The sequence below is a fragment of the Neobacillus sp. B4I6 genome (assembly GCF_050434045.1).
Lineage (GTDB): Bacteria > Bacillota > Bacilli > Bacillales > Cytobacillaceae > Neobacillus.
In genome coordinates, this window is sequence record NZ_JBNPWB010000002.1 from 3090925 (window position 1) to 3101900 (window position 10976).

Below are 10976 nucleotides of genomic sequence, written 5' to 3' on the forward strand. Positions count from 1 at the left end.
CTTGTTCTTTAAGTCTCGTTATTTATATCTAGTTAACACCTAAATGACACGCTTGTTACACCTGTTAATTAGGTGAACATCGCCATGTTAATCCGTGTAACCTCTTTCCTGCCTCCAATTTCGCATCCGTTCTGCCGCAGCCTTACGTCGAGTATCGCTTCGTTTTATGGCCGTCTGATAATTTTTCCACGCCTGTGGAAACGCCAAATAGAATTCTTCCTCGATTAACGGAACGAGCGGCACATAGTATCCTTTTTCAGGCGGAAAATCGATCAGCCCAACATCCTTTAAATCGTCTAGATGTTTGCTCGTTGTGTCCGGCACCTTCCCGTATTTGACAGATAGCGTTTCGATAGACGGAAAAGCGAAGCCTTCCTTCAGATTGTAATAATCGATAATTAACGCATATAGAAATAATTTGTCTGCGTTCATTTTATCGTGATGAATATAATGCCTGGCGTCGCTCGGTAGCGGTATGAAAAACGCTCCTCCTTCCGTTGGCGTTGTTTTGTTAAATACCTTCCTTTCCATCGTATCCCCTCCGTAAATTTTTATTAAAAAGCCCGACGAGTGCCGGGCATTACTTAAATTAGTAAGATTCTGTATACACTGGCAACGGAAATTGCATGCCGGTTGCTTCACGCCATATTTCGACTGAATGGCGTTGATCAGCCTTTACTTCGTCTATATCGCGTTGATTTTCATGGCACCAATACACGAAGTTGCGATATTCATGAGCGGTTAATGCGTTAGCGGACGCTAACCACTCTACCATCCTGTCGAAGTTCTTTTGCGGCATCCCAAATCGACTTTTATTAGCATTGAACCACTCAAAAATATTTTTGGAACCTTTAGACCTAATTAAGTCGGCTCTTAACGGAATCATATTTCCCGCAGTTGTTCCTCCATGCCCTGACGACAATGGAATTACGTGGCAAAGTTCAACTTTGTTTACTTTCTGACTTAACTTGATATTTTTTTTCATTACTAATCGCTCCCTTAAATTGATTTTTGTGTGGTCCCCCGCGTTTAACCCTTACACTTTTTATGTCGCATGACTTACCACTCTCGCGCACCTTCACTTAATAATAGGAACGAAAAATAAAAACCGCGCACTTTTCGATAAACCTTTTCGTCCCTTACTTAACATGACGCGCCAGTTTTCCTTTTCGGACACTTCCGCAAAAAATAACTCTTACAATTTGTTTGACGCACGACTTTACAAATTCGCGCACCTTTAGCGAAAAAATAATTGTCTTCAATAGATGATACAATCGCCATTATCACTTTCGGACACCCTTACTAACTATGTCGCACGACTATTGAACCTCGGACACCTTCATTTGATAATACGAACGAAAAATAAAAACAGCGCACATTTTCAGTAAAATTACCCCTGATACTTTTTGTTGTCCTACCTAATAATAAGTGCGAGTTTGGAGTGTCGCGCAGTTTTCGATGAACTTTTTCGTCCCTTACTAAACTTGACGCGTGACCTTTCATTTTCGGACACTTTCGTGAAAAATAACTCTTATACAAAACTAAACGTATGACATTTAATCTCGCACAATTTTCACAAAATTATCTAGGTGCCTTTTTCTCCTTACACTAAATAATAGGCACAAGAATTAAAAGTCGAGCACTTTTCATTTAAATTTTTTCGTATGCGCCTTACTATTTATTAAACGTGCAAGTTTGGAATGTCGCGCACTTATGCGCAAATAAAAAAAGACGAGCTTCCCCGTCTCATTTAATCGGCCGGCAGCTACGACACTTCGCACAAAGTCAACGATTTTCCGTTCGTTAACTCTCCACGAAAGGTCCCGCACTCACCAAGTCATTTTTTCCGCCTTATACCTAGCATATCTTAATAAATTGTACAATCGTGGCACTTTTCCGCAATAAAAAAGAAAAGGAAATTCTCGTCTGGATAGTTGTCACATAAAGATTGTGAAGATTTGCACTTAAACTAACTAGGCAGGTTAGCTAAAGAAGAATAATTCATCGAATAAATAATGATAATATGGTTGATATTGTTGTTTTAAAAAAAACGAGGTGTTACTCTTGGTGAAGCTATTTATAGTGACAGTTATATTAGTTCTTTTAGTTGCCCTAAAAATGCCCAGAAAAAGAACTAGGCACGAGTTACTAGCTACAATACAGTTTGCGTTGTTAATGAATTTTGTAACTGATTTGTATCTTGATTTAAAGTACAAACTTTACTGGTATTTTGATAAAGAACAAATAGAGTGGTTGTACCTAGCTGTAGCCCTTGGTGAGATTGCTGTACTGGTTATTATTTTTAATTATTTTCCCCTGAAATCTAATGCCATTAAGAAATTTATATATATCTTGGGATGGACATGCATTCTTGTATTACTTGAGTTGTATGCAGTTTATATTAGAGTTTTACATTATGGTGAATGGAATACAATCTATTCGGCGGTGGTTTACTTTATTTCAATGTACATCCTTTATTTCGTATTAGACTACACGGCGGATAGAAGAGAAACTCAGTAATAAAGTCGCAATTTCTTCTTGAACTAACGGGTGCAAGAGTTGAAGAACGGTAGCTGCTTCGGCAGCTTTTTTTGCTTGTTCGAACTACCATGAAAATAAGTTTCTTCAAGATTAGAAAATGACATTACTTAAGAAGACCCTGCTCAATCGTTAAAAAAAAGAGGAGAGCGATAATTAATGAGTCTATGGATTAGGGTTGACTGGATTAAGGTCAGTATCAGTATTGACACTTCCTAACCATTTTCATTCTCTGTGGTGAAGCGCCGATTTTTGCGCTTCATGGATGGCTAACGGGCAGTATTGTTGAATAAGAGTTACCCAATTTAGGAAAAGATAAAAAAAATTATTGGAGGTTCATCAATGGGTCAAGTCCTTTCCTGGATTGTAATTATAGTACCTTGGTTTTTACTTGTACCACTAAATTCAATTAGGGTAAGAAATTTTTTATCAGTTGCGTTTTTTACTGTTTTATTGAATACAATTTATTTCCAAATGGCGGAAGTTTGGAATTGGTGGACGGTAACAAATAATTTATTTTTTCTAACAAATATTTCATCGTTTACATATGGACTACTTCCCGTCACTACCATCCTTGTATTTTATTTTTTTTATCCCAACGTTTGGTTATTTTTCGGAGCTAATCTCATCTTGGATGCAATACAAGCATTTATTATTAGTCCCTTTATTTTTGAAGAATTTGGACTTTATGAGTTGAACAATATGAGTAATTTGGGGCTTTATTTTGCGATTATTAGTCATTTACCAATAATTTATCTTTATCAAAGATGGTATGAGTCTGTATTCAATCATAAAAAAAACTATTAAATATTGTGTTGAACTAAAGGGTCATTTCTTCAAGAAGAAGGTCCCTTTTTTCTTATTTAACAAGAAAGTTTGTGAATTATTGTACTTAAACTATCGGGTGCTTTACTTCAATAAGGAGTAAAGCTTTTTTCTTGTTCAACTAAAGGAGCAGTTTAGTTGAACAAAATTTAAATCAGTAGTTTAATTTATTGCAGAACATTCAAAAAAATAGGGGGACTTATTTTGGAAATGTGGATTAATAAAGGATTTTCAATTTCTACAAATAAAGAGTATTTAGATTTAACATTAATACATACCTTCTTGAGTCAAGAAGCCTACTGGTCAAAGGGGATACCCAAGCAAATAGTACAAAAGGCAATTGAAAATTCTCCGTTATGTTTTGGAGTTTATAAAGGTGAAGTAGGTAAAGACGTTATTGAACAAGTTGGTTTTGCAAGGGTAATTTCTGATTTAGCAACTTATGCCTATCTATGTGATGTGTTTATATTGCCAGATTATCGGAAATTAGGGTTATCAAAATGGTTAATGGGTATTATCACAAATCATTCCGAATTACAGGGAGTTCGTAGATTTATGTTAGCTACTAATGATGCACATTCATTATATAACCAATACGGTTTTGAACAGATTGTTAATCCAGAACTATTTATGCAAAAGGTACTTAAAAATCCATATCAACAATAAAAACTCTTCTAACGATTGCAAGAGATCCAGCTGCCATTAGCGGCTTTTCTTGTTTCACTAACGGAGCAGGTTAGTGCCGTTATCGTAATGTTTTTCACTTAAATTTAAATGAAATGTATGGTATCTTATATAAAATATTACAAAAAATGCAAATAAGGAGAGAAATTATGGGGAAAATAAATTATTCCATTGTTGATGTTTTTTCACAAGGAAAATATACAGGGAATCAACTTGCTGTTTTTAAAAATGCTGGAAACATTTCCGATGATGAGATGCAACAAATAGCTAAGGAAATTAATTTTTCAGAGACTACTTTTATTTTATCTGACAAAGAAAAAGCTAGCGGTTACGACGTTCGTATCTTTACGCCTAACGAAGAAGTCCCTTTTGCTGGGCATCCAACTTTAGGAACCGCGTATATCATTCAAAGCGAAGTATTAACCGAACCATCCGATAAGCTTATATTAAATTTTAAAGGCGGACAGATTCCCGTCTCGTTCGATAATCAAGAATTACTATGGATGAAACAAAACAAACCAACTTTTGGTCGGATTTTAGATGCAAATAAAGTTTCTGATGTTTTAAGTATAGATAAAGAATACATAGATGATAGATTTCCTATCCAAGAGGTTTCAACTGGACTTCCAGTGATTGTTGTACCTTTAACATCTTTAGAAGCAGTTAAAAAAGTAAGCGTAAATAAAGAAAAATACTTTGAATTAATTGAAGATACTGATGCAAAAGCCATTATGGTGTTTTCTCCTGAAGCATATAATTCTGAAAATGATTTAAATGTTCGAGACTTTGCAGATTATTATGGTGTTCCTGAAGATGCAGCTACTGGAAGTGCTAATGGATGTTTAGCTTCTTACTTAGTTAAATATCGGTATTTTGAAAAAAGTGAAATAAATATTCGTGTAGAACAAGGATATGAAATAAAAAGACCATCCTTATTGTTTTTGAAAGCAAGTGAAGATAACGGGGAAATCATCGTATATGTAGGAGGAAAAGTAGAAAAAATTGCCCAAGGTGAATGGTTTCTATAAACCTTCCTTCTTCAACTAACGGGTGCTAGAGCTAAAGATTGAGATCGCTGCGGCGATCTTTTTGCTTGTTGTACTAACGTAAGCAGGTTAGTAAAAGAAGGTATGTTATAATATTGGTCGATAAGTGTTAAAAATTTGTAATTTTACGAAGAAGGAATTGTTATAAAACAATGAGTCAAAAAAATAAAAAAAGGCGATTTCGAGATTTTACTTTATTTGAAAAGATGTTAGTTATTACAGCATTAACACTCCTTGTTGTCCTATCCATTGCGTTTGTTATGGGGGGTATTTTCTTTGGAATTGTAGGTTTTTTTAGTTTATTTGGAGTACGATATACATCGCCATACTCCCTTATAGGTTTTGTGATGTTTTTCTTTCTTTTTGGTTTTATAGTGGATTTATTCTCTATAGCTTTTACCAAGCTATTATCCCAATATATATCAGGTAAATATAAATTATTTATTACAAGACTGGTTATTGATTGCACATTTACTTGGCTTGCATTACATACATTAGATGAATTTATGAATAGTATTACAATTCCATCGAGAACAGAAATCGTTGCCGTTTTATTATTATTTATAATTGAAGTTGCCTTTGATGATAAAGATAAAAATAAAAAGTAATTTTATAATTTAAGTCTTTTTCATATGTGCTTCTTCCTCAACTAACTGGCAGGTTAGTTCAACAAGAAATGGTAAAATGAAAGAAAATACAGTTATATACGGGAGAGTAAAATGTTTACACGTAAACTAAATTTAGATGAAGAGCCTCCAATGGATTTGTTGTTATTAGCTGACCCTTCTAAAGTAATCGTTGAGGAATATCTGCAAAAAGGAGAATGCTTTGTAGCCGAAAGTGGTGCTCAAGTTATTGGGGTTTATGTACTACTGCCGACAAGACCTGAAACGGTAGAGTTGATGAATATTGCATTAATAGAAACCCAGCACGGTAAAGGCTTTGGGAAACAACTAGTAATAAATGCAATTGAAGTGGCAAAGTCAAAAGGATACAGAACCATAGAAGTCGGAACTGGAAATTCAAGTATTGGACAATTAGCCCTTTACCAAAAATGTGGTTTTAGAATTACTGGTGTTGATATAGACTTTTTCATTAGGCACTATCCAGAAGAGATTTTCGAAAACGGCATACAATGTAGGGATATGGTTCGATTATCTCAAGATTTGTAGATTAAAAAAATTGTAATCCTTGTTGGACTAACGGGTGCTTTACTTCAATTAGGAGTAAGGCTTTTTTATTGCACTAACGAAGCACTGGACTTCAATCATGTACTTAAGTACTAAATTTTTAAAGCAACCGAAGAAACCGCGGAAAAACCCGCGGCTTTTTTTCTTTCATGCACTTAAATCGACATGCCGCTTGCATTTCGTACATTGGAAAACGTTCGGCCGTACCTCGCGATGCCTTTTTAATTTACGGCATGTTTGACAACTCAGCGTTACATATCGACCAGTTGAATCGTTTACGACAACGTCCGAGCCCAACACCTCCTCCGCTATTAACTCTTCATTATCCTCGCTGCCCACCGAATAAAACGCATACACCAATATCACGGTCATACCACCCGAAATAAAGCTGACCCAACTCATTATACGTCCTCCCTTCCGCTCAATACGAAGTTCAGCTCACCGTTATTGTTAATGACAACGATGCGGTAGGCCGATTGCGTACAATGCTCGCGCTGCAGCTCCGAGACAAGCCCGGCATCGTTCAACCCCTTTTCGATCAATAAGCCCGCTAGCGTCGTCGGCTTCATGTTGCATGCGGTGGCCAGCCGATTCAACTTGAACGCTTGCTTGTTCGTGAGCGAGACGTTGACGCGGTTTATTTTCTTTCCGCCTAACCCTTTCCCTTCAATCAAAACGCAAACCTCCTTTCCGATCGTCATGACATTTGACAACGTCAACCGTGTTACAGTGTTACGAAATAGCGAGTCGGGAAGAGGCTATTCCGTTTTCAATATTAACGGCGTCCCTTTAGTCATTATTGCGTTATGACCAGCCGGCGCTTCAACGGGCGCTCTATCGGACTTTATCACCTTCCGCTGCCGAATATCCTTCTCGATCAGCCGCTTAACATATCCGCTAAAATTGACGTTCTCAATGCGTTCTAAATACAGGCGATCCTCTTCGTTGGTCACGTTAAAGGACACCGATTTAATAACCTTGTTCTTGCTCACCTATCGCTCCTCCTTTCGGTTGATTACTATATGGTATGACCGGTAATACTAAAAGTGAACAAAAATTTTCCTTTTTCGCCACTTAAATTTCCTATATGAATCACGCCGAAAAAATATAAAATGAATATAGGTGATGCTAATGTTGATAAGCCGCATAGAGGACCTAATTCAAAAAAGCGGATACAAAAAAGCTTTCGTTGCAGATAAATTAGAAATAACGGTAAAACAGCTCCGCAATTATGAAACTGGACGGAGTTTAATACCGATGGATAAGGCGTACATATTGGCGGACTTGCTAGGCGTGGGTGTCGAGGAGCTGTACGAAAGAAAAAAAGTTGATGAATGAACCGGTATGACCGCCCTGGACACGCATTATTTCGAAATCCTTCGCATAAGCTAACGTGAAAGCGCGTTGGCGTCCATAGGCGGACTATTGCCTGCGAAAGTATAGGCGGTATGACCGGTTCGCAATGATTGGCGTTGAGGTTATTGAGTTGTAACCGTACGGCGTCGTACGTGTATAAATATAGGTTTAAGACCTCCGGAACCATTCCAGAGGTCTAATTGTTCTTATATTTTTCTAAAAGTAACTCCACTTCTTTTTGAAGATAATCCTCAATTTTAAATTTACCTAAGAAAACTCGTTCTACAATTTTTATTTTTGGTTCAGTATCTTTCTTTTTCTCCATCATTCTACATTACCTCTCTGCATCCGTTTAAAATACGATTCGCGAACGAGTCTCTGAAGTTCCAGCAAAACTGGATTGCCCCGTTCGGCTTCTTTTTCGAACCATTGGCGTCTTTCGTCCGATGTTAGTCGCATTAGCTCCGAATGGATGATACCGGTTGTGTTGCCGACCTTGATTATCGCTTTAAACTTTTCTTGCCGCAGCTTCATTACTCTGGACCTTTTAACCGGTTTACATTTAGTAAGCTGGCTCTTCTGAACAAACTTCGTCTTTTTTATTTCCATTCGCTTACCTCGTCACCCCCAATTTTAAATGTAAATCTTATTATATAGAAAGAATATCCAGCGTGGTTAATCGTCATATTTGCGTCAGTTTGTGAAAACAATACTGGTATTTAGGGAGGTGGTAAAATGAACGAACTATTAGAGGCGAAACTAACGATCTCGCGGATTAAGTCGGAGGTCCTTAATTTAACTGCGGAATTGGTTGCGGATGAGTCTGCAGGCAAGGATTACGCCATAAAGCGTCTGCTTGGCGTTGTGGAATTTATCGAGGAATATGACGTGAAGGATAAGGATATCGAGTTGTAACCCGAATAAAAAGAAACACCCTAACGGATGTCCTTCGCTTTAATCCTTACTATTTCACCGGTTACAATGTGGCGGTAGTATTTATATAAGTCTTCTTTAATTCCGAGACTTATTTTTAACGCAGTGTCTACTTCGTCTAATTTTTTGTCGTCGAGTCTCGAAATCTTAGCTTGAATCCGCCATTTATCAAGCGTCCGAATCTGTTCTAACAGCACCCACGAATCTTCCGTTAATTTATACTTTCGTTTGTCCAGAAATACATGCGTAGGCAGCCGTTTCTTTTGTTGTTTCGTTAAAACTGTAGCTAAGACTGTCGGTGAAAATTTGTTACCAATATCGTTCTGCAATATTAAAACCGGTCGTAACCCACCTTGCTCCGAACCTACTACCGGAGATAGTTTCGCCCAAAATATATCGCCTCGTTTTATTACTTGTTTCATATCGCACACTCCTTCGTCTTTAATACTTCGACAAATGGCTCTGTGCTTCCTTCGAGTTTAACTACCTGATTTCGAAAAATTGCACGCGGGTTGAAAACGTCAAAACCCACCCTTTTTTCTTGGCGGCTTGGGGTAATTCCGACTTTTCAGCTTAGTTTTATCGGATATGTAAATCCTAACCATTCCGATTGTATACGAATGTATAACGTATTCAACATTATTACGTAAAATAATCATATCGTGTAATAATGTCGATATACAAACGCTGTTATATCAACGATCAATCATTACGTAGATAATAACGTTATGCACGTTCTTATACATCCGCATAGTGACGCGGTTGGTGGCGCCTATACTCCGCCAGTTGCCCCGTTATTTCCCAGCGTTTATGTATAATGAATGCCGGTTCAGTTTCCGAGTAGCTGCCCGTTATCCGTCCGATCCTCCCACGTTTCGACAACCCCGTGAGTTCGAAGCGGTCCGTCTGCCAGCGGCTTCTTGCTGATAATTAATCAAATTGTAAGATAAAGACGTTTCGGGCATTCTACAATTAGGAGGTGCTCTCATGTCTTCGTGGATATACACTCATTTTATAAACACGGTTTGGTTTGTATTCATTATGGTCTCGATTCCTGGCGCTTTTTTACTTTATCTCGCTTACTCACAAATAAAACAAAATATGCAGGATAATGACGATAGTCAAAATCAATAGCGCCTACCGTTATTATTTTCCACATTACGTCACCTTACGTTATAAATCGTAATCATTCCGTGTTCCTTCTATTATTATCCTAGCAATACGCTAGGTAATGTCGGCATTAGTCCCGACCAATTTAATTATAAATACTCCGTGCTTGTCCATTGCCGTCTAAGACAACCCTTCATAATATACAGTACACCTCAATCATTTAAGCGTCTATATGGCGCTCTTTTTTTATTTCTTTCCGACTAATCTACGACCACTACTCCGCACACATCCTCGAAAGCCACCCGTTCATATTCGCCAGGCTTTACCTCAATTCGGAGCTGATACGTAATAGGGTCTACTTGATGTATTCGGCCAGTCATCTCCGTAGTAAAGCCGTCAGTCCACACGGATAGCCTCACCGCTAGCTTATACTCCATCGCGTAAGCTATCCGCTGGTCAAACTCCTCTGTATCGAATTCACTTAATAGCGGCCTTGGCTGGCGCTCTTGGTCCTTAAACATGGCGCGTTGCTCTTCGAATACTTGCGGCATAAAGGACGCTGCATTCCATTTAATTAAACCGCGATCTTTTATCGTCATAACGGTCATCTCCTTCTTACTTATAATACACGAACAAACGTTCCATATGAATAGAAACATTTCCCTCTTAAAACGACACGTATTGACAATCCGCTGACTATTCGGCAAAATGGCGTATGTAGGTTATTAAATTTAAAGCCGTAGGACCTACGCTCACACTGTCGGTCAATCATGCGCAATGACAATGCGATGACATAACGTTGACACTAGCGAATACATATCGTATAGTTTCCTAAACTGTAGGTCGGAGGTTCGAATCCTCTCTGGGACATTTAAAAAACCCTTGCCATTGCAAGGGTTTTTTTCTGATTTAACTTTTAATTACTTGGTATAGTTCCTAAATAATTAAATAACACCTGTGAAACAAGATTTCGGGGCGTGCCAGGCACCGGAACTATTCCTGATCTAATACTCCAGTTGTCTCTTGTGAAGACATTTGTTTTTGCGCTTTGGCAACTTGATTGCTTTCATGGTTGAATTCATTGACTTCACTGTATTTTTTAATGTTATCTTGTTTCTGTTCCTTTTTAGTAACAGCTTCCGACTTATTCATATTTATCCCTCCCTATCCTACCAATAACTTTTTGAATTTGACCTGAAAAAAATCTAGTAATACTCTGATTATTAGAGCAACTTTGTCCTAGTGTTAAAAAATGGAATCAATTGTGTATTGTCTTAGCTTCATCATAAAACCA

General features: G+C 37.6%; 18 protein-coding genes. 9 read left to right on the plus strand and 9 right to left on the minus strand.

The features are described from left to right. Positions 1-87 precede the first annotated feature (87 nt). Both QF028_RS17360 and QF028_RS17365 read right to left on the minus strand, forming a co-directional pair. Positions 88-531, minus strand: coding sequence for a helix-turn-helix domain-containing protein (locus tag QF028_RS17360; protein WP_429467247.1), 444 nt, complete (start codon positions 529-531; stop codon positions 88-90). Between the two features lie 58 nt (positions 532-589). Beyond that, positions 590-985, minus strand: a complete 396-nt coding sequence (locus QF028_RS17365; RefSeq protein ID WP_429467249.1) for a hypothetical protein — start codon at positions 983-985, stop codon at positions 590-592. 1097 nt (positions 986-2082) lie between these two features. Here QF028_RS17365 and QF028_RS17370 point away from each other — a divergent pair. From QF028_RS17370 to QF028_RS17395, 6 genes are all read left to right on the plus strand, one after another. Further along, positions 2083-2520: a CBO0543 family protein gene (locus tag QF028_RS17370; RefSeq protein ID WP_429467251.1), complete on the plus strand. Its 438-nt coding sequence runs from the start codon at positions 2083-2085 to the stop codon at positions 2518-2520. Between the two features lie 360 nt (positions 2521-2880). Next, entirely contained in the window at positions 2881-3345 is a 465-nt protein-coding gene (locus QF028_RS17375; RefSeq protein WP_429467254.1) for a hypothetical protein, read from the plus strand. Between the two features lie 228 nt (positions 3346-3573). Continuing rightward, positions 3574-4029 (plus strand): GNAT family N-acetyltransferase, encoded by a 456-nt coding sequence (locus tag QF028_RS17380; protein ID WP_429472403.1) that lies wholly within the window; start codon positions 3574-3576, stop codon positions 4027-4029. Between the two features lie 167 nt (positions 4030-4196). Next, a complete protein-coding gene (locus tag QF028_RS17385; RefSeq protein WP_429467256.1) occupies positions 4197-5075 on the plus strand; it encodes a PhzF family phenazine biosynthesis protein in 879 nt (292 codons plus the stop codon). Positions 5076-5245: 170 nt separating this feature from the next. Next, positions 5246-5701 carry a YrvL family regulatory protein gene (locus QF028_RS17390; RefSeq protein ID WP_429467258.1) on the plus strand — a complete coding sequence of 152 codons (456 nt, stop codon included), beginning with the start codon at positions 5246-5248 and terminating at the stop codon, positions 5699-5701. A gap of 111 nt (positions 5702-5812) precedes the next feature. Beyond that, positions 5813-6265 (plus strand): N-acetyltransferase family protein, encoded by a 453-nt coding sequence (locus QF028_RS17395; RefSeq protein ID WP_429467261.1) that lies wholly within the window; start codon positions 5813-5815, stop codon positions 6263-6265. Between the two features lie 165 nt (positions 6266-6430). Here QF028_RS17395 and QF028_RS17400 read toward each other — a convergent pair whose 3' ends face one another. From QF028_RS17400 to QF028_RS17410, 3 genes are all read right to left on the minus strand, one after another. Further along, entirely contained in the window at positions 6431-6685 is a 255-nt protein-coding gene (locus QF028_RS17400) for a hypothetical protein (protein WP_429467263.1), read from the minus strand. Further along, positions 6685-6957, minus strand: a complete 273-nt coding sequence (locus QF028_RS17405; RefSeq protein WP_429467265.1) for a hypothetical protein — start codon at positions 6955-6957, stop codon at positions 6685-6687. The genes QF028_RS17400 and QF028_RS17405 overlap by 1 nt, the downstream gene beginning before the upstream one ends. 84 nt (positions 6958-7041) lie before the next feature. Continuing rightward, positions 7042-7275, minus strand: coding sequence for a hypothetical protein (locus QF028_RS17410; protein WP_429467268.1), 234 nt, complete (start codon positions 7273-7275; stop codon positions 7042-7044). Between the two features lie 139 nt (positions 7276-7414). Between QF028_RS17410 and QF028_RS17415 the strand changes: the two genes are divergently transcribed. Next, positions 7415-7621 carry a helix-turn-helix transcriptional regulator gene (locus QF028_RS17415; RefSeq protein ID WP_256358576.1) on the plus strand — a complete coding sequence of 69 codons (207 nt, stop codon included), beginning with the start codon at positions 7415-7417 and terminating at the stop codon, positions 7619-7621. Between the two features lie 214 nt (positions 7622-7835). On the opposite strand, the gene QF028_RS17420 is transcribed toward QF028_RS17415, so the two are convergent. Next, positions 7836-7967 (minus strand): hypothetical protein, encoded by a 132-nt coding sequence (locus QF028_RS17420; protein ID WP_429467271.1) that lies wholly within the window; start codon positions 7965-7967, stop codon positions 7836-7838. Positions 7968-8374: 407 nt separating this feature from the next. Between QF028_RS17420 and QF028_RS17425 the strand changes: the two genes are divergently transcribed. Further along, positions 8375-8554 carry a hypothetical protein gene (locus tag QF028_RS17425; RefSeq protein WP_429467274.1) on the plus strand — a complete coding sequence of 60 codons (180 nt, stop codon included), beginning with the start codon at positions 8375-8377 and terminating at the stop codon, positions 8552-8554. A 20-nt stretch (positions 8555-8574) separates the two neighbouring features. Here the strand turns inward: QF028_RS17425 and QF028_RS17430 are convergent, their stop codons facing one another. After that, positions 8575-8994: a type II toxin-antitoxin system PemK/MazF family toxin gene (locus tag QF028_RS17430; protein ID WP_429467277.1), complete on the minus strand. Its 420-nt coding sequence runs from the start codon at positions 8992-8994 to the stop codon at positions 8575-8577. Between the two features lie 565 nt (positions 8995-9559). Between QF028_RS17430 and QF028_RS17435 the strand changes: the two genes are divergently transcribed. Then, positions 9560-9706, plus strand: coding sequence for a hypothetical protein (locus QF028_RS17435; protein WP_429467280.1), 147 nt, complete (start codon positions 9560-9562; stop codon positions 9704-9706). A gap of 236 nt (positions 9707-9942) precedes the next feature. On the opposite strand, the gene QF028_RS17440 is transcribed toward QF028_RS17435, so the two are convergent. Further along, complete coding sequence (locus QF028_RS17440; RefSeq protein WP_429467282.1) at positions 9943-10281, minus strand: YolD-like family protein; 339 nt, start codon at positions 10279-10281, stop codon at positions 9943-9945. Positions 10282-10675: 394 nt separating this feature from the next. Then, on the minus strand, positions 10676-10834 hold the full coding sequence (locus QF028_RS17445; RefSeq protein WP_214718423.1) for a hypothetical protein: 159 nt from the start codon (positions 10832-10834) through the stop codon (positions 10676-10678). Between the last annotated feature and the right edge of the window lie 142 nt (positions 10835-10976).

Bases quoted from the DNA above. Each gene is read 5' to 3' on its own strand.
- QF028_RS17435 (WP_429467280.1), top strand. From the start codon at position 9,560: ATGTCTTCGTGGATATACACTCATTTTATAAACACGGTTTGGTTTGTA.
- QF028_RS17385 (WP_429467256.1), top strand. From the start codon at position 4,197: ATGGGGAAAATAAATTATTCCATTGTTGATGTTTTTTCACAAGGAAAA.
- QF028_RS17440 (WP_429467282.1), bottom strand. From the start codon at position 10,281: ATGACGATAAAAGATCGCGGTTTAATTAAATGGAATGCAGCGTCCTTT.
- QF028_RS17400 (WP_429467263.1), bottom strand. From the start codon at position 6,685: ATGAGTTGGGTCAGCTTTATTTCGGGTGGTATGACCGTGATATTGGTG.
- QF028_RS17365 (WP_429467249.1), bottom strand. From the start codon at position 985: ATGAAAAAAAATATCAAGTTAAGTCAGAAAGTAAACAAAGTTGAACTT.
- QF028_RS17375 (WP_429467254.1), top strand. From the start codon at position 2,881: ATGGGTCAAGTCCTTTCCTGGATTGTAATTATAGTACCTTGGTTTTTA.
- QF028_RS17445 (WP_214718423.1), bottom strand. From the start codon at position 10,834: ATGAATAAGTCGGAAGCTGTTACTAAAAAGGAACAGAAACAAGATAAC.
- QF028_RS17415 (WP_256358576.1), top strand. From the start codon at position 7,415: ATGTTGATAAGCCGCATAGAGGACCTAATTCAAAAAAGCGGATACAAA.
- QF028_RS17360 (WP_429467247.1), bottom strand. From the start codon at position 531: ATGGAAAGGAAGGTATTTAACAAAACAACGCCAACGGAAGGAGGAGCG.
- QF028_RS17420 (WP_429467271.1), bottom strand. From the start codon at position 7,967: ATGATGGAGAAAAAGAAAGATACTGAACCAAAAATAAAAATTGTAGAA.
- QF028_RS17390 (WP_429467258.1), top strand. From the start codon at position 5,246: ATGAGTCAAAAAAATAAAAAAAGGCGATTTCGAGATTTTACTTTATTT.
- QF028_RS17430 (WP_429467277.1), bottom strand. From the start codon at position 8,994: ATGAAACAAGTAATAAAACGAGGCGATATATTTTGGGCGAAACTATCT.
- QF028_RS17425 (WP_429467274.1), top strand. From the start codon at position 8,375: ATGAACGAACTATTAGAGGCGAAACTAACGATCTCGCGGATTAAGTCG.
- QF028_RS17395 (WP_429467261.1), top strand. From the start codon at position 5,813: ATGTTTACACGTAAACTAAATTTAGATGAAGAGCCTCCAATGGATTTG.
- QF028_RS17380 (WP_429472403.1), top strand. From the start codon at position 3,574: ATGTGGATTAATAAAGGATTTTCAATTTCTACAAATAAAGAGTATTTA.